The 22,443-nt window shown below is 61.7% G+C and carries 19 protein-coding genes; 2 read left to right on the plus strand and 17 right to left on the minus strand.

The genetic code is table 11. The features are described from left to right. Positions 1-51: 51 nt before the first annotated feature. The 4 genes from NMG70_RS02630 to NMG70_RS02645 form a co-directional block, all read right to left on the minus strand. On the minus strand, positions 52-387 hold the full coding sequence (locus NMG70_RS02630; RefSeq protein WP_254023082.1) for a hypothetical protein: 336 nt from the start codon (positions 385-387) through the stop codon (positions 52-54). Positions 388-816: 429 nt separating this feature from the next. Further along, positions 817-1,602 carry an ABC transporter ATP-binding protein gene (locus tag NMG70_RS02635; RefSeq protein ID WP_254023083.1) on the minus strand — a complete coding sequence of 262 codons (786 nt, stop codon included), beginning with the start codon at positions 1,600-1,602 and terminating at the stop codon, positions 817-819. Continuing rightward, positions 1,596-2,663: a FecCD family ABC transporter permease gene (locus tag NMG70_RS02640; protein ID WP_254023084.1), complete on the minus strand. Its 1,068-nt coding sequence runs from the start codon at positions 2,661-2,663 to the stop codon at positions 1,596-1,598. The genes NMG70_RS02635 and NMG70_RS02640 overlap by 7 nt, the downstream gene beginning before the upstream one ends. Next, positions 2,653-3,783, minus strand: a complete 1,131-nt coding sequence (locus tag NMG70_RS02645) for an ABC transporter substrate-binding protein (protein ID WP_254023085.1) — start codon at positions 3,781-3,783, stop codon at positions 2,653-2,655. Before NMG70_RS02645 ends, NMG70_RS02640 begins: the two co-directional genes overlap by 11 nt. Positions 3,784-3,897: 114 nt before the next feature. On the opposite strand from NMG70_RS02645, the gene NMG70_RS02650 reads away from it, so the two are divergent. Then, positions 3,898-4,686 (plus strand): class I SAM-dependent methyltransferase, encoded by a 789-nt coding sequence (locus NMG70_RS02650; protein ID WP_254023086.1) that lies wholly within the window; start codon positions 3,898-3,900, stop codon positions 4,684-4,686. A gap of 96 nt (positions 4,687-4,782) precedes the next feature. On the opposite strand, the gene NMG70_RS02655 is transcribed toward NMG70_RS02650, so the two are convergent. The 13 genes from NMG70_RS02655 to NMG70_RS02720 all read right to left on the minus strand — a co-directional run bounded on the left by NMG70_RS02655 (position 4,783) and on the right by NMG70_RS02720 (position 21,307). Beyond that, entirely contained in the window at positions 4,783-6,405 is a 1,623-nt protein-coding gene (locus NMG70_RS02655) for a GMC family oxidoreductase (RefSeq protein WP_254023087.1), read from the minus strand. Beyond that, on the minus strand, positions 6,402-7,916 hold the full coding sequence (locus NMG70_RS02660) for an FGGY-family carbohydrate kinase (protein ID WP_254023088.1): 1,515 nt from the start codon (positions 7,914-7,916) through the stop codon (positions 6,402-6,404). Before NMG70_RS02660 ends, NMG70_RS02655 begins: the two co-directional genes overlap by 4 nt. A 27-nt stretch (positions 7,917-7,943) precedes the next feature. Beyond that, positions 7,944-8,786 (minus strand): class I fructose-bisphosphate aldolase, encoded by an 843-nt coding sequence (locus NMG70_RS02665; RefSeq protein WP_254023089.1) that lies wholly within the window; start codon positions 8,784-8,786, stop codon positions 7,944-7,946. After that, positions 8,759-10,495: a glycerol-3-phosphate dehydrogenase/oxidase gene (locus NMG70_RS02670; RefSeq protein WP_254023090.1), complete on the minus strand. Its 1,737-nt coding sequence runs from the start codon at positions 10,493-10,495 to the stop codon at positions 8,759-8,761. The genes NMG70_RS02665 and NMG70_RS02670 overlap by 28 nt, the downstream gene beginning before the upstream one ends. An 18-nt stretch (positions 10,496-10,513) precedes the next feature. Then, a complete protein-coding gene (locus NMG70_RS02675) occupies positions 10,514-11,509 on the minus strand; it encodes an aldo/keto reductase (protein ID WP_254023091.1) in 996 nt (331 codons plus the stop codon). Next, positions 11,506-12,486 carry a sugar-binding transcriptional regulator gene (locus tag NMG70_RS02680; protein WP_254023092.1) on the minus strand — a complete coding sequence of 327 codons (981 nt, stop codon included), beginning with the start codon at positions 12,484-12,486 and terminating at the stop codon, positions 11,506-11,508. Before NMG70_RS02680 ends, NMG70_RS02675 begins: the two co-directional genes overlap by 4 nt. 28 nt (positions 12,487-12,514) lie before the next feature. Next, the gene (locus tag NMG70_RS02685) at positions 12,515-13,504 is read right to left on the minus strand and encodes an ABC transporter permease (protein WP_254023093.1); all 990 of its coding nucleotides are present in this window, start codon (positions 13,502-13,504) and stop codon (positions 12,515-12,517) included. 19 nt (positions 13,505-13,523) lie between these two features. After that, positions 13,524-15,065 carry a sugar ABC transporter ATP-binding protein gene (locus NMG70_RS02690; RefSeq protein ID WP_254023094.1) on the minus strand — a complete coding sequence of 514 codons (1,542 nt, stop codon included), beginning with the start codon at positions 15,063-15,065 and terminating at the stop codon, positions 13,524-13,526. A 103-nt stretch (positions 15,066-15,168) separates the two neighbouring features. Further along, entirely contained in the window at positions 15,169-16,200 is a 1,032-nt protein-coding gene (locus NMG70_RS02695) for a substrate-binding domain-containing protein (protein WP_254020491.1), read from the minus strand. A gap of 441 nt (positions 16,201-16,641) precedes the next feature. After that, positions 16,642-17,757, minus strand: coding sequence for a LacI family DNA-binding transcriptional regulator (locus NMG70_RS02700; RefSeq protein ID WP_254023095.1), 1,116 nt, complete (start codon positions 17,755-17,757; stop codon positions 16,642-16,644). 89 nt (positions 17,758-17,846) lie between these two features. After that, complete coding sequence (locus NMG70_RS32600; RefSeq protein ID WP_301555119.1) at positions 17,847-19,364, minus strand: amino acid ABC transporter permease/ATP-binding protein; 1,518 nt, start codon at positions 19,362-19,364, stop codon at positions 17,847-17,849. Between the two features lie 76 nt (positions 19,365-19,440). After that, positions 19,441-20,277: an ABC transporter substrate-binding protein gene (locus tag NMG70_RS02715; RefSeq protein WP_254023096.1), complete on the minus strand. Its 837-nt coding sequence runs from the start codon at positions 20,275-20,277 to the stop codon at positions 19,441-19,443. Between the two features lie 163 nt (positions 20,278-20,440). Beyond that, a complete protein-coding gene (locus NMG70_RS02720; RefSeq protein WP_254023097.1) occupies positions 20,441-21,307 on the minus strand; it encodes a PfkB family carbohydrate kinase in 867 nt (288 codons plus the stop codon). Between NMG70_RS02720 and NMG70_RS02725 the strand changes: the two genes are divergently transcribed. Next, on the plus strand, positions 21,307-22,410 hold the full coding sequence (locus NMG70_RS02725; RefSeq protein WP_254023098.1) for an SIS domain-containing protein: 1,104 nt from the start codon (positions 21,307-21,309) through the stop codon (positions 22,408-22,410). The two genes, NMG70_RS02720 and NMG70_RS02725, sit on opposite strands and share 1 nt — an antisense overlap. The last annotated feature ends 33 nt before the right edge of the window (positions 22,411-22,443 follow it).

The following is a 22,443-nucleotide window of genomic DNA, read 5'->3' on the forward strand; positions in this document are numbered from 1 at the left end:
GCGATCAAGCGAGCGTCGCTGGCCCCACATAGCCTTCGGACAGGTCTTCGATCATTGCTTGAGGAACGTGCCCGTGTAGGTCTGGCCGGCAAGCCTGACGGTTCCGGCGAGGGTTCTGTCGGGCCGCATGACAAAACTGAGGTCTGCGCCATTCGGCAGGCGCTCAAGCTTCAACGTAGTCCCCACAATCCTTCCAGCGCCGGCGGCCTCTCCCGGATGGTTGTCGCCCAGCGTTCCCCACGCATAGGTAACCGTCACCTTGCCATTGGAAGAAATCGTCTGAACAGCAAGTCTGGCGTCATACATCCCATCCAATCGTCCGGCCCATAGACCCGAAAAAACAGCGTACTTTGTCGGAACGGTCTTGTCAGGGGGAGTGACCGCCACGGATTGATCCAAAGTTGCCGAGCCGAGGGGAACAGCGGCAGGATCCGAGGCAGTTTGGGCAGGAATGATACCAGGTCCTAACGCAGGTTCGAGGGTGGGTTGCGGCGTTTCAGGAGCCGATTGGCACGCGGTTGTGGCAAGCGCCGCGAAGCCAAGCATTGCGTTGCACATTCGGCCTGCCATCTTCTGGTGCCCCGGCCATCTCTAAATCTAGCGCAGGCTAACCTTATCGCGCGTTTTCATGACCTCTGTCTACCCCAAGGTATCTCGTACAGCAGCGGCTCGTCGAAGGACGTGCAGCGGTCGTGAGTGAATGCCTCCATTCGTCGCTCAAGTAGCCGCGAGGGCGATAGCAAGCGTGTTTGATTCAAACGTTTACGCCAGAATTTTGATCTATTTTCTAGGTCTTTGCCTTTCGACCGCAGATGCCTAAGCTGCTATCGATGCAGTCGCTGCCGTTTCGGCCGCGACGCCGTCCACCATGACATGACCGATGCCCCGCGAGCAGCGCTCGATCCTCGCCTCGACGCGGTACACATCACGCAAAAGCGCCGGGGTGACAACATCTTCCGGCGTGCCGCAGGCGATCATCCGCCCCTTGGCGATAACGATGCATTTGTCAGCGAAGCGCAGGGCCTGATTGAGGTCGTGAATTGCGATCAGCACTGCAATCCCCTGCTTGCGCGCAAGCCCGCGCATGAAGCTCAGCACCTCAACCTGCCGGTGCAAGTCAAGCGCGGACGTCGGCTCGTCCATCAGCAGGATTTCAGGTTCGCGAGCGAGGGTCTGGGCGATGCTTACCACCTGCCTTTGCCCCCCGCTCAATTCTCCCACGTTGCGAAAGGCAAGATCCGAGATGCTGAGCGCGGCCAGGATGCCGTCTATGAGCGCGAGGTCGCCATCGCTGACCGACCAGGCCGAGCCCTGCTTGCGGGCGAGCAGGATCGATTCATAGACGGTCAGCACCGCGTTGGCTGCCGTGTCCTGCGGCATATAGCAGATGCCGTCCGGTCCCTTCGCCGCTCCCTCGAGGCAGACGCGTCCCGGGCCCTTCAGAAGTCCTGCGATGCGCTTGAACAGCGTCGACTTGCCCGCTGCGTTGGGTCCGATTACGGCGACAACCTCGCCACCCCGGAAAATGGGCGTTGAGACATCCGAAAGGACGAGCCGCGCCCCGTGGAAGGCTCCGAGACCATCGAGCCTGATCGTTACCATGAGCGCCTCACATTCGAGAGGATCAGCGAGATGAAGAAGGGAATGCCGATGAGCGAGGTGACGATGCCGATCGGGAAGATCGTGCCTGGAATGAGCGACTTGCTGGCAACCGAACTCGCCGACAGGATGAGCGCCCCCGAAAGCGCCGAGGCGGGCAGGAAGAAGCGCTGATCTTCTCCGATCAGCATGCGGGCGATGTGCGGACCGACGAGCCCGATGAAGCCGATCGTGCCGACGAAAGCGACGGGAATGGCAGCAAGGAGGCTCACCATCATCATGGTTTCGAGCCTAAGGCGTGCCACCTTGACGCCAAAGCTCGCGGCCTTGTCTTCGCCTAGCCGCAGCGCCGTCAGCGCCCAGGCGCGGCGCACGAATATCGGAAGTGTTGCGAGAAGGATGAGGCTGGTGATGATGAGCTTGGGCCAGGTGGCTTTAGTGAGGCTTCCCATTGTCCAGAACACGACCGCGGCGAGCGCCTGCTCGGAGGAAAGATACTGGACGAGCGACAGCAGCGCATTGAAGGTGAAGACGAGCGCGATGCCGAGAAGCACGATGGTTTCGACTGTCACGCCGCGCTTGAGACTGAGCAGGTGGATGACGAGCGCGGTCAGCATCGCCACCACGAAGGCGTTGAGCGGCACGATGTATTCGATCGCGGCCGGGATCAGCGCGACGCCGAAGGCGAGCGCGAGTGCTGCGCCAAAGCTGGCCGCCGCCGAAATACCGAGCGTGAACGGGCTGGCGAGCGGATTGTTGAGGATGGTCTGCATCTGCGCACCGGCGACCGACAGTGCTGCGCCGACGACCACTGCCATCAGCGCGATGGGAAGCCGGATGTCCCACAACACGACGCGAACCTGAAGCGGCACACTGCCGGGGGAAACGAGGGCGAGCACCACCTGGTCGAGGCTATAGCGTGCGGGTCCGAGCGCGAGGTCGATGCAGAGGCTCAGGAGCAGCGCCAGGGCGAGTCCCGCCAAGATCAGCTGCTTGCGCAGGACGAGGGCGCGGTAGAGCCCGCGCCCTTGTTTGGCTGACAGTGCGGCCGGTTCACTGCTCATCGGAGAGCGAGACCCAATGGCCGGGCCTGTACTCGACCGGCAGGAACTTCTCGTGCAACTCTTTGAAGGTGGCCTCGGCGTCGAGATCGGTGAACAGGTCGGGGTGCAGCCATTTGGCCATCTGCTGTATGGCGACGAACTGATAAGGGCTGTTGTAGAACTGGTGCCAGATGGCGTGGACCTGCCCGTTCTCCACCGCCTTGATGCCGGTTAGCGCGGGCCGCTCGGTCAGGCCCTTGAGTTTCTTCAGTGCCGCCGCTTCGTCGGCGCCGGGACCGACGCCGACCCATTTGCCGCCCGGCACATAGGCCTCCCAATTGCCGCCCGTCACAATCACCTGGTCGGGATCGCTGGCGATGATCTGTTCGGGATTGAGCGCGCCAAACGTGCCCGGGATCAGGCCGGCCGCGATATTGGCCCCGCCGGCCATGTCGACGAACTTGCCAAAATTGTCGTTGCCGAAGGTCATGCAGCAATCGTCGGAATAGCCCCCGGCGCGATCGATGAACACGGTCGGGCGCTTGGGATCCTTTCGCGCGATGACATCGGTGACGCGCGCGATCTGCGCCGCGCGGTAGGCGATGAACGCCTCGGCCCGCTGTTCCTGGCCAAGCAGCTTGCCGATCAGGCGCATGCTCGGCTCGGTGTTGGCGAAGGGTTGCTCGCGGAAATCAACATAGACCACCGGAATGCCGACGGCGGCGAGCTTTTCGATATATTGCGCGTCCTCGGTTGCTTGCTTGGACTCGATGTTCATGATCATCACGTCCGGCTGAAGCGCGATGGCCTGCTCGATGTCGAAGGTGCCGTCCTTGAAACCGCCGAAGGTCGGTATCGCCGCCATCGACGGGAATTTTTTCAGATAGACGGCGTAATTGTCGGGATCGGCCTGGGAGAAATCCTCGCGCCAGCCAACGATGCGCTTGAAAGGGTTGTCGGTATCGAGCGCGGCGATCAGGTAGATCTGCCGGCCTTCGCCGAGGATGACCTTCTCGACCGGCGTCTTCACCTCGACCTTGCGGCCGCTGATGTCGGTGACGGTCTCGGCGCGCGCGCCATGGGTTAGCGGCAGGCAGCCCGCAAGGGCGACCGCGGCCGCAAATATCGACTTCAAGATCATTGGGCTCTCGCAATTCAGTTGCCGGCCCGGCTTATGAAACATGAATTGTATAATCAAGAATTTTTTTTTAGAGCAATTCCAATGTAGCCGCTTTTGGGGAGTGCGTTTCGGGCAATGACGGCTCACGCAAACTATTCGCTGCGCGACGAAATTCGGGACTATTGGTCCGACCGCGCCGAGACGTTCGACCTGCAGGTCGGCCACGAGATTTTTTCCGAGCAGGAGCGTGCCGCCTGGCATGCGCTCTTAACCAGGCACATTGGGCCAGGTGCCGGGCGGTCGTCTCTGGATCTCGCCTGCGGGACAGGCGTCATTTCGGATCTGATGCACGATCTGGGCTTTGTGGTGACAGGCCTCGACTGGTCGGAAGCCATGCTCGCCAAGGCGCGCGCCAAGGCACAAAAGCGCTCCGCCGATATCCGCTTCATCATGAGGGATGCCGAACGCACGCTCGAGGACAGAGCGAGCTACGATGTCATCGTCACCCGTCACCTGGTCTGGACGCTGCTGGATCCGAAGGCGGCCTTTGCCGAATGGTTCTCGCTGCTGAGGCCCGGCGGCAAACTGCTGATCATCGACGGCGATTTCGTCAGCCGCAACTGGGCGACGCGTTTGCGGGAAGTTTGGGAGAAGCTCACGGCCGGCAAGTTCCGGGTCTCGGACAATGACGGCGCCGTGATGGCCAGACGTCACCAGAACATTCTTGCCCGTGTCTATTTCTCAGGCGGCGCACGGGCCGAAGAGATAGTTCGCTTGCTGGCCGATGCCGGGCTCGATCAGCCGGTCGTCGACTGGAAACTGGGCGCGATCCATCGCGCTCAGGCTCGACAGATGAGTTGGCCCAAGGCGATCGAACGCGCCACCCAACATCGCTTCGCGATCTGGGCGACAAAGCCGCAGTAAACGCTTCGGCGCTGCTGGCATCGCTCCATGGAGCCGGGCGACGGCACGACAGCGAATAGCTGCCGGTCTGCGTCAGCTCAGATGCGCCACCGAGGATTATTTCTTCTGGTTGGCGTCCTGCAGGATCATCTCCGATGCCTTCTCCGCGATCATGACCACTGGAGAGTTGGTGTTGCCGGAAACGATCGTCGGCATGATCGAAGCGTCGACGACGCGCAGGCCAGAAATGCCGTGCACCCGCAGCCGGCCGTCGACCACTGCCGTCGAGCCTCCGCCCATCTTGCAGGTGCCGACCGGGTGGAAAATCGTCGTGCCGATATCGCCGGCCTTGCGGACGAGATCTTCGTCGCTTTCATAATGTGCACCGGGCAGCAGTTCCTCAGGCGCGAAACGGGCAATTGCTTGCGCCTTCATCAAGCGGCGGGCGTGGCGGAGCGATGCCACAGCCACGGTCCTGTCTCCCTCGGTAGACAAATAGTTCGGCCGGATCTTCGGAGCCGCCTGCGGATCGGACGCCTCCATGTGGACGGTGCCGCGGCTTTCCGGTCTGAGATTGCAGACCGAAACCGTGACCGCGGGGAAGCGATGCAGCGGCTCACCCAGCCGGTCAGTGCTCAACGGCTGGACATGGTATTCGAGGTCGGGCGTCTCCAGGCGTGGGTCGCTTCTGGCGAAGATACCAAGCTGGCTCGGCGCCATCGACAGCGGTCCGCTGCGACGCACAGCGTATTCGACGCCCATGGCCGCGCGGCTGAACAGATTGTGGTAACGCTGGTTTAGCGTCGAGGCGTTGGCGACCTTGAAGACTGTGCGGATCTGCAGATGATCCTGCAGGTTCTCACCGACGCCTTCCAGCGCGTGGCGAACCGGGATTCCTGCTGCGCCAAGCACGGCAGGCCGGCCGACGCCGGAAAGCTCGAGCAGCTTCGGCGAATTGATCGCGCCGGCGGCAAGGATCGTCTCGCCTGCCCGCGCACGATGCAGCTGGCCGCCCATGCGGAAGACAACGCCGGTGACGCAAGCTCCGTCGAAATGCAGCTTCTCGGTCTCGGCGCCGGTGACGACGCGCAAATTCGGACGTCGCAGCGCGCTGCGCAGGAACGCCTTCGAGGTATTCCAGCGCACGCCTTTCCTCTGGTTGACTTCGAAATAGCCCGACCCTTCGTTGGTCCCGCCGTTGAAATCCTCGGTCCGGGGGATGCCGAGTTCCTCGGCAGCATCGCGGAAGGCATCGAGGATGGGCCATGACAGGCGCTGGCGCTCGACGCGCCATTCGCCACCGGCGCCGTGAAGGTCGTTGGCGCCACCAAAATGGTCCTCGGACTTGCGGAAATACGGAAGCACGTCATCCCAGCCCCAACCAGCATTTCCGGCTTGCCGCCAGCCATCATAGTCGGCCGCCTGGCCGCGCATGTAGATCATGCCGTTGATCGACGAGCAGCCGCCCAGAAGCTTGCCGCGCGGATAGCTGAGCGCACGACCGTTCAGCCCGGCCTCCGGCTCGGTCTTCATCAGCCAATCGGTGCGCGGGTTGCCCATGCAATAGAGATAGCCGATGGGAATGTTGACCCAGTGGTAGCGGTCGCTGCCGCCGGCCTCCAGAAGCAGCACGCTGATGGCTGGATTGGCCGACAGCCTATTGGCCAGCACGCAGCCGGCTGAACCCGCCCCGACGATGATGAAGTCGTAGTGGCCAAAATCGGCAGCGGTCTGTGTCAATGGGACGTCCGTTCGCTTGCCATCCTGTCCCATAGCGGAGCCATGGCCTGGTTGATCTCGCCATAGAGACGATAGCGCTGCTCATAGGCCGGTGCGATTGCGCTATTGGGCTGGTAGCAGCGGTCGGGCGCGGTCATCGCGGCGGCGCCCGCAGAGAAGTCGGCAAACAAGCCGACGCCTGTCCCAGCTGCAATTGCAGCTCCCAGCGCACCTGTCTCGCGGCTGCGCGCCACGGTCACCGGCACCCCCAGCACATCCGCGAATATCTGCGGCCAGACGGCGCTGCGCGAGCCGCCGCCCGAAAGAACCGCCTGGCTGACAATGGCTCCCGCTCGACCCAGCGTCTCGACATGGCGCCGATGTTCGAAGACGACGCCCTCGAACAGTGCGCGCAGCATATGCGCCCGCGTGTGCCAGCCGGCGATGCCGTAGAAACCGGCACGCGCCTTGCCGTTCTGCTGCGAGCCGAAAAGGAATGGGTGGTAGATCGGCATGTCTCCCGCGGGATCGACGGAAGCAACAAGCTCGCTGCAGATCTCGAATGGCGATGCGCCTGCCGGCGGCGCATGTTCGAAGAACTCACGCACGATCCACTCGAGATTTGCGGCCGAAGTGGCGCTCGATTCGATGGCGAGGTAGCGCAGCGGATCGAACGTCGACAGCATGAAGATCGACGGATCGCGGATCGGCTCCTGGGTGATAACCTGATTGATGCTCCAGGTGCCGGCAATGATCGAGGCGGCGCCGGTGCTGGTGACGCCCGAACCGATGGCGCTGGCGACGACGTCGAACAGGCCCGCCACCACAGGCGTGCCCGCCCGAAGGCCGGTGGCAGCGGCGATATCGGGCGTGATATGGCCGGCAATGGCGGAGGCTTCCAGCACGCCAGGCAGCAATTCCATACAATCGTCGAGACCGTAGGCGGCCAGCAACTCAGGCTCATAGCGTCGGCCGGGCATCTGCAAAAGCCCGCAACCCGACATATCCGAAGTGTCGGTCGAGCGCGAGCCGGTGAGGCGGTTGACGACAAAATCCTTGCATAGGAAGACGGTGCCTATTCTGGCAAAAAGCGCCGGGTCATGACGCTTGAGCCACGCCAGCAGAGTCGGCGTCTGCGCCGCCCAGGGCCGTTGCAGACAGTGGACATAGGTCCGGTCACCAACCCCTGTGGCCGCCCATTCGCTGACGATGCCGACGCCGCGCGTGTCGAGCGACTGGATGCCGAGCAGCGGGTCGCCGCCGCGGTCTAGCGCGTAGAGCCCGTTGCCGTGCCCGGCGCAGCCGATCACCGCAATGTCGCCAGCGTCGATGCCCGATTGATCGAGGCACTGGCGGATGACCTCGACGGCGTCACGCCACAATTCACCGAGGTCCCGCTCGACATGACCTGGCTTTGGCATGCAGGAGCGGCCGTCGCGAGCGGCAAGCGCAAGCTCGCGACCGGCGGTGTCGAAGATGATGGCCTTGATGACGGTGTTCCCTGCATCAAGACCCAGAATGTATTGCTGCATTGAAGCTCCTCCCAAGCCGCCAAAAAATTATTCTTGCTGGTAGAGCTCCCAGGCCGCTGCGCCGTCGGCATTCTTATGGATGATCGCCATCAATCCTCTCACGACGGCACGAGGGTTGGAATGCTGGTATATGTTGCGGCCATAGACCATGCCTGCCGCGCCTTGTGCCATCAGCGCCGCCGACTTGTCGAAGACGGCGCGCAAATCCTCCCTGCCCCCACCGCGCACAAGGACAGGACAGCGCGCCGCCGCCACGACCCGGTGGAAGTCGTTCGGATCGGTCGTCGGATCCGCCTTGATGATATCGGCGCCCATCTCGCTGGCGAGCCGGGCCAGGGTGACGATCTTTTCGGGGTCGCCGTCGACCATGTAGCCTCCGCGCTCCGAATTGGGCAGCATCGCCAGCGGCTCGATCATCAGCGGCAGGCCGTATTTTTCGCAGTCGGCGCGAACCCGGGCGATGTTGTGGACGCATTGCCGGAACAGGTCCGGCTCGTCGGGCAGCATGAACAGATTGACGACCACGCAGGCGGCGTCCATCTCCAGCGCGCCGATCAGCGGCTCGGCTTCGTTCTGCAGGATGGCCCACATCGAGCGATGGCGGGTTTTGTTGTATGGATTGCCCATGTCTATGCGCATGACCAATGCCGGCTTGTCCTTGCCAGGCAGGGACTGCAGCAGATCGGCCTGGCCATAATTCATCTGAATGGCGTCCGGTCCCGCGGCGACCAGCTGGGCGACGACGCCAGCCATATCCTCCAGCCCTTGCAGGAACGACGGCTCGTTGCATACGCCATGGTCGATTGCGACATCGAGACAGCGGGCCCCGCCGAACAACCGGTTCATGCGGACTTTCTTGCTGATGCGCATTCGGCGCTCCTTCCTTGGTCTTTTTGGGATAGCTGGTCGAGATCGACGCCGTGCTGGCGTTGCAACAGGGCAAGGAAGTCGGTGCGCTCGAATGCCTTGCGCGCAGCGTCCCAGCTCTTTTCGACAGCGAGAATATCGAGAACCGCATCGAGAAGGTCGGAAGAGAGAGCACCGGTGATGGCGATTGTCGTGCGGCGAAGCAGCAGGTCCTCCAGCTGTTCGACATATTCATTGGCGATGAGATACTGAATCTCCCGGGCCGAGTAGGCGTTGCCGGGCAAGAACTCGTCATGTCCCGCTGCCATATGGGCGGCGACGGCATCCGCCGCGGTACCGTAGCGCTCGAACAGGCTGCGCATTCGGTCAAGCGACAGGCCATGCGCCGCCGCGCGTTCTGCGCACCATTTTTCGGGGGCCATGGGAAAATGCCGGCCGCCGCCGATCGGCATGTTTTGGGTGCCGACGATGCGCTGTCGGCACAATCGCTCGAGCACGATATTCGCTGCCAGTTCGCCGAACGAGCGGAAGGTTGTCCATTTCCCGCCGATCATGCAGAGCGTCGGCGGCACTATACCGGCGCCCTCGATGAGCTCGCAGAAATGATCGCGGGGAATGCGCCCGGTAAAACTGTCCTGGCTTTTTGGCAGTGGCCTCACCCCGGTGAACTGAAAGACGATGTCGGTGTCAGCGATCTCGATCTCGGGAAACACGAAGGACAGGGACTGCCGTATGTATTGCCGCTCGTCATCCACACAGCGCGCCTGGTCGGGATCGTCGACACGGATATCCGTCGAGCCGACCAGCACATTGCCGAGATAGGGGAACAGGATGCAGATCCGGCCGTCCTCGTTCTCGTAATAGATCATGTGGCTGGCGAGCGCGTCGTGAAGCTCGCGATTATCGACGATCAGATGCGAACCTTTGGTGCCGCCCATGAGCTTCGGCGCAATGGCTCCGATCGCCGAATTGGTCAGGTCGATCCAGCCGCCTGTGGCGTTGACGACGAGCCGCGGCTTAACGGCGACCGTTTCGCCAGACAGTCCATCGTTAAGCGCCAGGCTCGCGTCACCGAGCGATACGCGTGCATAGTTGAGCGCTCGAGCGGACGGTTTTTGGTTCATGGTGTCACGCAGCATCTCGGTGCCCAGCCGCTCGGGGTGGCTGACCCAGGCGTCATAGTATGTCGCCGAATTGCGGATAGCAGGATTGATCGCAGGCCAGACCTTGAGCGTTTCAGCGCGGCTCCTGAATTTATGCGTCGGGACGATACGCCGTGCGGCGGTGAAGAAGTCATACATGGCCAGGCCGGTCTTGATGACCAATGCGCCGCGCCGACCCGGACGACGGCTTAGCCCAAGGAAGCGGAATGCGCCATTTGCTATGCCTGAGAACAGGTCGAAGATTGGCACTGTGGTTGGCAGTGGCGCAACGTAATGCGGCGCGTTCTTCAACAACCGATCGCGTTCGTGCAGAGATTCGCGGACCAGCTTGAACTCGCCGTTTTCAAGGTAGCGCAAGCCGCCATGAACCATGCGCGAGAGGGCTGCGCTGGCGCCGCCACAATAATCGCCCTTTTCCGCGAGCAGCACATCGACGCCCTGCAAAGCGAGTTCGCGAAACACGCTGATGCCGTTAATGCCGCCGCCTATGACGAGGACGTCAACCTCGGGGTTCTCGCGCAAGCCGGCGATCGTCTGGATTCGATTCATCTCAGGACGCGCTTTCGATCACGCGTCTATGGCTACGAGATGCCCGGCCACCGCCGCATCGATGGCGCTCAGTTCCGCCGCGCTCAGTAAGATCTCCCCTGCCCTGGCGTTGTCGAGCGCCTGCGTCGCGTTTCGCGCTCCACACAACGCGAAGGTGATGCCGGGCTGCGCCAGCGTCCAGGCGATGACTATCTGCGCCATGCTTGCCTGGTGGATCTCGGCGACCGGGGTCAGGGCAAGTTTCAACGCGGCTACCTTGCGCCGGTTGGCCTGAGAGAAGCGCGGATTGTCTTTGCGCTGGTCGTCGCCGCTGAACTCACGCGCCGGATCCATGGCGCCTGAGAGCAGGCCGAGCGCGAGCGACGAGTAACTGAGCGCAGCAACCTGATGCTGGCGCGCGATCGGCAGCAATGTCTGCTCAATCTCGCGATCCAGCATCGAATATCTTTCCTGGATCGCGTCGAGCTGGCCAGCGGCTAGATACTGCTGCAGCTCGGCAGCATCTAGATTGCTTGCGCCGATGGCGCGGATCTTGCCAGCGGATTTGAGGCGTTCGAGCGCTTCCATTGTTTCGGCAATGGGGGTCGTCGGGTCCTGCCAGTGGGTAATGTAGAGATCGATATAGTCGGTGCCGAGCCGCCGCAGGCTCTGTTCCACTTCATAAGCGATGCCGTCGGCGCCGAGATATCGGTTCACCGGCGTTCCATCCTGATCGAAGAAGTGGTTGCCCTTTTTCGAATGCCAGTTCAGGCCACATTTGCTGGCGATAACCGCCCGGTCGCGCCGGCCCTTGATGGCCTTGCCGACGATCTCTTCGCTGCGGCCGAGACCGTAAGCCGGCGCGGTGTCGATCAATGAGACGCCGGCATCGATGGACGCCCGGATGGCGGCGATCGATTCTGCTTCATCGGTGCCACCCCACATCCAGCCGCCGATGGCCCAGGTGCCTAGGCCCACCGTCGAAGCGACAACGCCGGACTTGCCGATTGAGCGGGTGATTTGTCGAGAATTCATGCTGCATTTCCTTCGGCGAGCTCGAGGATCTTCAAGCCGGTGGTTTCGTCGGTGACGAGAGTATCGAGGTGAGAGCCGCGCATGGCACTGAGGATCGGGACCACCTTGCTGGCGCCGCTTGCGACCCCGATCGACTGCGGAATGGTCGCGAATTCCTCAAGCGTCAGCGAGACCAGTGAGCGGTTGAGGCTGTAGTCGGCGAGCTTGCCTTCGCTGTCGATGAGATGGGCGAGCAGCTCGCCCGCCGCGCCCGAGCGCTCGATGGCCAGCCGGTCGGCGCTCGACGACGGGTGCAGATCGTAGTAGCTTGAATCGTGAGCCAGGATGGAGCCGATGCCGACGACCGCAAGCGTTGCTTCGCGCGCCTTGTTGAAGACATCCGAAACCGCCCGCACGCCCATCAGCATGTCGCGTTGGGCCGGGCTGTCGGCAAACAGCGGCGCGTGAACCTGATAGGCGCGGCCGCCGAGCTTGTCGGCCATCAGAGACGCGACATGATTGACGTCGGTGTAATGCTTGCCCTGGACCAGGCCGGTGGCGGGAACAACCTCGACGTCGTAGCTGCGGCTCGGCTTGAGGCCGGCGACGACGGCACTCACCCCCTTGCCCCCGGTGATGGAAATCGTGTCGCCGTTCTTGATCGTCTCGAGCACCAGCCTGGCTGCGGCCTCACCGACACGCTGAAGCGCAGTCTGCGGATTGTCCGAAACGGAGGGGACGACCACAGCCCTTTGGAGTCCACCTATCGCGACAAGTCGCGCCTCGATGTCGATCAGTTGCTCGACCGGTGACTTGATCTTGATCTCGACAAGCCCGAGTTGATGACCGCGTTTGATGAGGCGGTTGACGGTGGCATGCGAGATGCCGAGCTCCTTGGCGATTTCCGCCTGCGTCTTGGCTTCCATGTAATGAAGCACAAGCGCCTGATACATCTGGCGGACGATCGTGACGTCGTCCCGCGAATTGGTTGGTGACATGATGGATGCTCAAATCTCGCGCTGCTGCTCAGGATTTCCTGCGGTGCAGAAAGTGGTCGATCGACACCGCCGCGAGCAGGATGCATCCCTTGATCATGTCCTGCCAATAAACTGAAACGTCTAGCAGGATCAGCGAACTTGTGACGACCGAGAGCAGCGCCATGCCCAGTATGGCGCCGAAGATCGTGCCCGAGCCGCCATTGAGCGATGCTCCGCCAATCACTGCCGCGGCGATGATGTTGAGCTCCATGCCAGCGCCGAAGGTCGGGGTCGCAGCGCCAAAGCGTGACATATAGATGACGCCGGCAAAGCCCGCGAGGGTGGAGCAGAGAACCGTGACCCAGAATTTGACCTGCTTGGTCTTGATGCCCGAAAATTGGGCCGCCTTCTCGTTGCTGCCGGTGTAGAAGACCTTGCGGAAGGCCGTGGCACGCCGAAGCAGAAAATCGAAGATGGCCACGACCACGATAAATATGACGATGACATAAGGTACATTGCCGAAGCTGCCCTGGCCGATCGCCTTGAACCCTGGTGGCAGGGTGAACAGCGACAGCGGGGTTCCCTTGGTGATGACAAGGCAGAGACCGCGCACGATCACCATCGCCGCCAGCGATGTGATGAAATGATTGAGCCCGATAACGGTCACGAAGAAGCCCATCACCGCGCCGATCAGCGCGCTGGCGCCTATGCCTAGGAGGCTCGCGGTCCACGGTTCCAGACCCATCAGGAACAGAGCGCCTGACACGACCATGGAGAAGCAGACCACCGACCCGACGGAAAGGTCGATGCCGCCGACAATCAGGAGTATCGTCATGCCGACCACGACGATGCCTTCAATGGAGAAGCTCATCAGCATGGCGCGGAAATTTCCCCAGGTCAGGAAATGCGGCGAAGCGAATGTCATGGCGACGCACAGCGCCAGCATGATTGCGATCAGCCCCGCCTCGCGCATTGACCCAAGACGCAGCCAGTTGCGCCCGCCAAGCCCGGGGCTGCTCGCCTTGATTTCAGCGTCCATGAGGGTTCCTCCGGTCTGTCTAAGCGACATTCTGAACCTGCCTTGCGTTTGATTGTTGCTGCCGGAGACCCGAAGCCAGCAGCATGATTGCCTCTTCAGTCAATTCGTCCGCTCCCAGTTCGCCGACGATGGCGCCTTCGTGTATGACAAGCACCCGGTCGCTGAGTCCGATCAATTCCGGAAGCTCGGATGAAATCACGATGACGCCGACGCCCCGCTCGGCGAGATCGCGAAGCAGGCGATGAATTTCCACCTTGGCGCCGACATCGACGCCGCGTGTGGGCTCGTCCAGAACGACCACTTTGGGGCCGACCGAAAGAAGCCTGGCGATGGCGACTTTCTGCTGATTGCCACCGCTGAGCGTCGACACCTGAGTCTCGATGCCGCCCATGCGCACACCGTGGCGCTCGACCAGGTCGGTGGCTTGCTTTGCCTCGGCGCGGCGATCGAGCAGCCCAAGCGGCGTGGTCAGCTTCCGAAGGTCCAGCGCGGAGATGTTCGAGGCAACCGACAGGTCCAGGAACAGGCCAGACGCCTTGCGGTCCTCCGAGAGGTAGACCAGGCCCGCGCGCACTGCATCGCTGTAGGTCCTGATGCTGACCGGCTCGCCATTGAGTTCGACCGATCCCGACACTTTCGGGCGCAAGCCGCAAACGGTCTGGACCATCTCGCTGCGGCCGGCGCCAATCAACCCGCCGATGCCAAGAATTTCGCCTGTTCGAAGCGTGAAACTAACGCCGGCGGAACCCTGTCGATAGGAGAGATTTTCGACCGACAGCACAGGGCGGTCGGTACGCCGTTCAGGCGAGAGCTTTTCGGGATAGAGCTGCGTGATTTCGCGGCCGACCATCTTGCGCACGACATCATTGGGAGTGACCGAAGCGATAGAATCGGTCGCTACATATCTGCCGTCACGAAAGACCGTGACGCGGTCGCACAGGCTGAAGATCTCGGCCATGCGATGGCTGATGTAGATGATTGAAATTCCGCGCGCCTTGAGATCGCGGACGATTGCGAAAAGCCGCTGCGCCTCGGTCTCGGTCAGCGCGGCCGTCGGCTCGTCGAGCATCAACACCCGGCAGTCGAGCGTCAGCGCCTTGGCGATTTCTACAAGTTGCTGGTTGGAAATCGAAAGGTCGGCGACCGGCGTCTCGACCGGGATCGGCGCCAGCAGGTCCATTATCTTCTGCGCATCGGCGTAGAGCCGGCGAAAATTCATCAGCGGCGCGCGCCGACTGTTGATGGCCGCCATGAGGATATTCTCGGCGACCGTGGCATCCTGGCAGAGCGCGATTTCCTGATGGACGAGGCCTATGCCAAGCCGCTGCGCGGCGGATGGCGATGTAATGGTGACGTTCTTGCCTTCGAGACGAATGGCGCCTTCGTCAGGTTGCACAATGCCGGCGATGATATTCATCAGCGTGGACTTGCCCGCGCCATTCTCGCCGCACAGCGCGTGAATTTCGCCCCGCCGCAGCGTGAAATCGACCCGTGTCAGCGCTTTGATGGCGCCGAAGGATTTCGAGACGTCGCGGATTTCAAGAATGGCGGCGGCAGTCACTCCGTCCCCCTGCAGCGTTGAAATTGATGATATGGCCCGGGTCGACGGGGCGCGAGCGCCCCGTCCGGTCGAGCATTCCGAAAGAGCTCCAGGAGCGGCAGGCTTATTCCTCGATGCCCTTGGTGCCGCGCCGCTTGAGGTAGGCGTCCCAATAGAAATCGTCGGCATTTTCCGCGGTGACGATGGAAAAGCCGTTGTCGACGAAGGGCACGCTCATGGCGTTGAATCCCGACCGCCGGGCGTCGTTCATCGGGTCGATCAGCTCGGGATGCTTGGCCAGCCACAGCAGCATGAACCCCATATAGCCCTGCATACCCTGGTTCGGGTTGACTGAGCCAAAGATCTCGCCGGCCTTGATCATGTCGAGGATCTTGGCGTTGACGTCGGCCAGCATAACCCGGATCTTGCCGCCGCCTTCCTTCGCGGCCTGAGCGGCGCCGATTGCCGAGTTGGCTTCCGGCATGAACACCGCGCCCAGATCGGGATGCGCCTGAGCAAGGCTGAGCACGGCCTGATAGGCCTTCGTCGCATCCTGGTTCGACGCCGCGCGGCCGACGAGCTTCATATCCGGCCATTTGGCTTCCATGCGGGCGATGAAGGCGGCAATGCGCTTGTCGTGATTGTCCTGTCCGGGGTTTTCGAGGACTGCGTATTCGCCCTTGCCGTCCATCGCCTTGGCGACTGCATCGGCGGCATAGGTGCCTTCGGCGACGTTGTCGGAGGTGATGTAGGACACTCGTTTGGAGTTGGGCGAGTCTGCGGCGAATGTGACTACTGCCGTTCCCTGCTCAATGGCCCGATTGATTGGCTCGATGAAGGGATCCGAGTTCATCGGATGGACCAGGATGCCAGCCGGCTTCTGAGCCAGCGCCTGGTCGAACGTCGCTATCTGCTTGTTCACGTCGTATTCGGGCGTCCCGGTATATTCGGTCTCGCAGCCGAACTGTTTGCCAGCCTGCTTGAACATCTCGTAGACCGGGAACCAATATTCGACGCCGGAAACCATGACGTTCATGACGTATTTTTCACCCGGCTCGCACTTGAACGGGTTGGCGGCCTGGGCAGCGGCGTGGCTTGCCCCCAACACTGTGCTGGCGGCTGCCGAAATGGCGAGCATGCTCAAAAATTTGCGCAAGAGTCCTCCCTCGGCCGAAGCCTGGTCAATTGGGCGGTCGGGCACTTACGTGCCGCCGCTTGTGGTTAATGAGGCCGAACCTCCTCCCGAGGCCCAGCAGTTGATCATTCGCAGGAGTTGGCTCGAGTGTCAATAAAATTCATGTATAGAAATATATTTCACGCCTGCTCGGTGCGTCCGACCGACCGAGGCGACAAGCGTGGCCATCGCAGCAGCCGGCCTCGTGCGTGTGAACGGTCGGGGTCGACTGGCTGGCAATGACGAGCACCGATGGGACCGCCAGTGTTGGTGAAGAACAGCCGGGCAGTTCAGGTCAGCGGTTTCAACTGGCCTGCCGATGCTTTCCTGAATGACCTACGACCGTTTGAGGTCAACGCAGGCAGTGGTTGAATGTCAGGGACGGGCCTGCTTCCCCTCAGGGGACTTCAGATCGTCCAGCCCTTAGACATGCACGGCAATCGAATTGCGCTCCACCAAGCGGGCCGCCAGGACACGGTGCTCGAAAGGTAAGGTGGCCTCCGCCAGCCTCTTCAAGAGAAGCTCCGCCGCCGCCGCTCCGATCAAATGCGCTGGCTGCGCGATGGCTGTGATACCTTGGGCCACGAACTGCATCCAGTCGAGATCGTCGAAGCAAAGCAGCGAAACGTCTCCTGGAATCGCAAGCTTCAGTGCGGAAGTCGCCTCCAGAACGCCTGTCGACATCACACCGTCGGCGGTGAATAGAGCGGACGGCGCATTGCGCATCGTCAGCAGATCGAGCGCCTCTTTGCGGGCCGCCTCGCTGGAATAGAGCGCCACGCGGCGGATCAACTGCAGATCCGGCTCGATACCTGCGGCACGATGGGCTTCCAGATAACCCAACAGCCGTTGCCAGCTTGGATGTTTGTAGCGAACGTCAGCGCTGGAGAGATCGACGTTCGCCACAAACGAGCCGACATCATCGCGCTGTCCCGGACCCAGTTCGGCCAGTATGCCGATGCGGCTGTGTCCGGCCTCGATCATCGCAGCGATGCTGCTGCGCGTTACAGACACATTGTCGACCACCACGGAATCGGTTTCCAGGCCCGCCACGATGCGGTCGAACTGCACCACTGGACAGCGGGCCGCGACTGCCTCACGAAGATGATCCGGCTGATCCGCGAATGTCGACGAGACGATCAAACCGTCGACCTGCTTTTCCAGCAGCAGTTGCACTGCCTCTCGCTCGAGTTCGGCATTTTCGTCACTATTCGTAACGATAACGCCGAAGCCGCCACGGCGCGCGACATCCCCTATTCCACGCAAGACGCTCGCGTAGAATGGGCTTTCGATATCGCCGACCACAACTCCGATAGTCTGCGTCTTACCGGTGATCAGACCTTTTGCCAGGCGATTGGGGCGATAGCCGAGCGCAGTTGCGGCGGCGCGCACCTTCTCCTGAACCTCGGGGCTGCTGTAGCCGTAGTCGCCAAGCACACGCCCCGCCGTGGCGGAGCTGACCCCGGCCCGGCGAGCAACCTCTATGATGGTTGCGTTTTTTGACAATCTTTGAATCACTCGGCAAGCCCCGCCGCCCATTCGTGCGTCGCAAAGACGAGCTAGTGGGAGTCAGGCCCACCCCGCAAGCCCGAACACAGCAGCACTCGCCGTTGCACACACCATCGCAATCACAGCACCTCAGACAGAAAGCGCCGAAGGCGTGGGCTTTGCGGATTGTCGAAAAGGTCCGCTGGTCGCCCTGCCTCGACAATCCGCCCCTCGTCCATGAATACGACCTGGTTTGCAACCTTGCGAGCGAAGTTCATCTCATGCGTAACGACGACCATCGTCATCCCGCCCCGCCCGAGGTCGGCCATCAAGTTCAGGACGCCCTTCACCAATTCCGGATCGAGGGCGCTGGTGACTTCGTCGAACAGCATGATTTCGGGTTCGAGAGCCAGGGCGCGCGCGATGGCCACCCGCTGCTGCTGTCCGCCCGAGAGATTTGCCGGACGATGGTCTTTGCGCTCCAAGAGTCTGACTTCATGCAGCCTCGCTAACGCCGCGCGCTCAGCCTCCTCGCGCGACATGCCTTTTACCTTGCGCAGCGCCAGGGTGATGTTGGCGAGCGCACTGCGGTCGGGGAACAAGTTGAATTGCTGGAAAACCATGCCGACACGCCGCCGGAGATGGTCAGGGGTCTGGCTGTAGATGCTTTCGCCATCGAGCAGGATGTCTCCGGCTCGACACTCGACGAGGCGGTTGAGGCAACGCAGCAAGGTCGACTTGCCCGAGCCGGATGGCCCGATCAGGCAGGTGACCGTCCCGGGCTCCACTTTCAGACTGACGTCATGGAGCACCTGGACGGCGCCGTAGGCCATGTCGATATTCTTGACCTCGATGCTGCCACCCTTGAAGCGTGCGAGCGACTTCGCTGCGCCCGGCAAGCCGGCTTCCGCAAGCTCGGCGACTTCCTTGAGGCCGCTCTGCACGCCGGTGATACGCTTGCCGACGCGCATGCGCCCGTCGATGTAGTTGACGAGGTGGGTTAACGGCACCGTGATCACGAGGTAGAACACGCCGGCCAGCAAGAGCGGCGACAGGTTGCCGGTCAGCACGGCCTGATCTTGGCCGACGCGGAACAGTTCGCGTTCGGAGGCGAGCAGGCCAAGGAAATAGACCAGGCTGGAGTCCTTGACGTTGCCGATGAACTGGTTGACCAGTGCCGGCAGGACGCGGCGGATGCCTTGTGGGATCACCACCAGGCGCATGCCTTGGCCATACGTCATTCCGAGCGTGCGGGTGGCGTCGATCTGACCGCGCTCGACGCTCTGAATGCCGGCCCGGAAAATTTCTCCGATGTAGGCGCCGGCAATGAGGCTGAGCGCCAGAATGCCCAGCGGATAAGGCGATGGACCGAACAGGTCGCGGCCCAACCGCGCGAAGCCCTGGCCAATGATCAGAATAGTGACAATGGCGGGAAGCCCACGGAAGATATCGGTGTAGACCCGCGCGAGGAGCTTCAGCGGCCGGTTCTCGGAGATCCCCATCACCGCGAGGACGATACCGATCAGCGTCCCGAATAACGTCGAGGCGACAGCCAGGATCAGGGTATTCTTGAGGCCGACCCTCACCATGTTTGGCAGAACTTCTGCCATCGCCTGGAAATCAAGGAAGCTGCGGGCGAAGGTATCGTACCAGCTCATATCAAGTCCATCTATAACTCGGCCGGGCACCGTTGCTCACGGGCCCGGCCGGAAAACACAGCGAAGTCGCTCGAGCTCACTCTTTGGGCAGATATTGAGCTGGCATGGGGGTGCCCGCGAACCATTTTTCGTGCAGCCGTTTCCAAGTGCCATCATCCATGGCCTCGCGCAGCGCCTTGTTCAGTGCCTCGCGGAAGGCATCGTTGCCTTTCCTGACGACGAACCCGGCCGGCGCATCGAAGGACGGCACGTTCATTGTTATCTTCAGGTTCTTGTAGCGTTCTACATACTGCTTGGCCGACTCATAGTCGGTGAAATGGCCATCGATCGTCCCATTGTTCAGCGCCGCCACTGCGGTGTTGTTGTCAGGGAACTTGACGATGTCGCCCTTCAGATTCTTCTCGGCATAGATTTCCTGCAGCGTCCCCTGGATGACGCCGATGCGCTTTCCAGCGGTGCTCTCATTGCTCGTCAGAGCCGGATCGGCCGAAATGATCGAAAGGTAACCCGCGAGATAGCCATCGCCAAAATCCACGGTCTTCTTGCGCTCCGCGGTCGTGCCAATGGCGGCGACAGCGACGTCGAAGCGGCCGTTGGCGACGGATGGCAGCAGCGCCGAGAATTCCTGGCCGGTGAAGACGACCTGCTCCTCCTTGAACCCAAGCCGGCGCGCCACGTCGCGGAAGAGCTCCGCGTCGAAGCCGGTGAAGTTGCCGTTGGCGTCGGTGAAGACGTAGGGTTTCGCATCGCCCATCGTTCCGACGCTGATCACCGTCGGGTCGATGAGATTGTAGGGGTTGTCGCTCGCCTTTGCCTGCGTGGACCAGGCCAATGTGCCAGGTCCTGTCACCAGCGCGACGCACAGCGCCAGACCGCATTTCACCAGGTGGCGCCTGCTCGAATTTGTTTGCATGTCTTCTCCTCTTACGATCGGCCGAACCCCGGCCTTGCGGTCCCACTCGACGTCTGATCCATCAAAAACGCTCTTAGGCGGCGTTTCGCTAGCGGATGAGAACGTTATCACTTCATCTAGCATTGTCCGCTTCCCGCGTCAATTGTTTCGGAGAATTTCGCAGCTAGACGGCTTTCCCGGGTGGAGCGTGCCGGGCCCCGCGGAGGATCTCGGGCGTCATGTTCCCGATATCTATAGCTGACGCATGGCCGATCGCGCCATAGTACTGGCAGGTTGCAGCCGCCGCCTCTGCAGCATGGCGAAGAATGTCCTGAGGCGCCTCTTCCCTGAGCAGGCCTAGTAGTGTTCGGGCGATGAAGGTGTCGCCCGCGCCCAAGGTGTCGACGGGTTCGACCAGCCGCGCCGGAGTGTGGTAGGAGACGAAGTCCCTGTGAAGCACCGCGCCGGCTCGACCGCGAGTCACCAAAACCCACTTTGAACCAGATGCAAGCAGCTCGGATACGATTGCGGCCAATTCCTTGTCGTCGAGACCATCCCCTGAGACGGAAGCGAGATAGCAATAAGGTGCAATTTTGCGCCGGTGATCCGGCTCCCGCCGGGTAGAAAAATCATAAGATAACAGGGAGTTACCTGACACTAAGGCAACCCACGGGTCCAACCCGCTGGACTGGCCGACGTGGACGGCCTGAAAGCCTGAGAGAAAATCCAGATCTTCATGCGTCGGCGTGAACATCGAAACGCCAAGGTCGAAATCCAGGAAAATCCGATCGGCGTTGTGGTGACCGATGAGGCAGTACGCGGTCGGCCCTTCGAGGCGCCGCAATCGGGTGACGTCAACGCGCTCCGACGCCAGTGCGGTGCAGATCAGGTCCCCGGCCCGGTCTCTGCCGATCGCTCCAACATAGGCCGACTGCCCGCCAAAGCGGCTCACAAAGACGGCGACATTGAGGGAGTTTCCGCCAGGATACATCTCGCCGCGAGCAAGATAGCAATCGACCACGTTATCGCCCATCGCGGCAATCTTGACCATTGCAGGACTTTCAGCTTAAAGGATGTGATAACGTTCGCACAATGGCTGCTGCCTGTCAATTGCGTACCGACCCCAACTCTGTCAACGAGACGAGGAAGCTCATGATTTCCGCCCTGCCCGCCGACATAGAACGCGCTCTGAACGCCACGGCGGGCAGGCAGTTTTCGCACCTTTTTCTCGTGGCGTGCGGCGGCTCGCTCTCGATCATGATGGCAGGCAAATACTTCCTCGACCGCCACAATGGGACATTCGCCTGCGACAGCTACAACGCGGACGAGTTCGTCTGCCGAGATCCGCGGCGGTTGGGACCTGACACGCTCGTTGTCCTTTGCTCGCAGACAGGAACCACCAAGGAGACCGTGCGGGCGGCCCATCACGCCAGGGCGCGAGGCGCAACGACAATCGGCATGACGCTCGACCAAACATCGCCCCTCGCGCGGGCGGTCGACCACCCGATCGCCTACCAGGCTTCGTACACGACGGGCAAAGCAATCGATGCAGCCTACAGCAATTACGGCGTGCTCTACATGCTGCTCGCCGGTCTGATCGATGCTCGGCAGGATGGCGGGCTAACCAACGACCTGCTGATCAGCCTGAGCCATCTTCAACCGGCCATCGAGCGCGCGCACCGGGCCTACGCTGACCGGTTCGAGGCCTTCGCCCCTCGCTTCGCACATCGACAGGCAATCTACACACTGGCCAGCGGTGCCAGCTACGGTGCGGCCTATTGCTACGCCATCTGCGTGCTCATGGAAATGCAATGGTACGACTCGCAGGCTATACACGCGAACGAGTTCTTCCATGGCCCATTCGAAGTGGTGGACAGGGACGCCTGCTTCATCGTCTTGCTGGGTTTGGACGAGACGCGGAGCCTTTCCGAACGCGCCCGCGATTTCCTTATCAAGTACGGCAGCCGGGAAAACATCCTGGTGCTCGATGGAGCCGAACTCGACCTCGGCGGTATGTCCGAACACATCAAACCCTGTCTCGTGCCTTTGGTCTTCTTCGACACTCTATGGCGTTTTGCCTACAAGCTGGCCGGTTTGCGCGATCGGCCGATGCTCGAGGGCCGGCGCTACATGAAGAAGCTGTCGGACTACTAGGCCGCCGCGCTTGTGGCGATCTCACATTCCCGG

Origin of the sequence: Mesorhizobium ventifaucium (assembly GCF_935822925.1) — a bacterium.
GTDB classification, from domain to species: domain Bacteria; phylum Pseudomonadota; class Alphaproteobacteria; order Rhizobiales; family Rhizobiaceae; genus Mesorhizobium; species Mesorhizobium ventifaucium.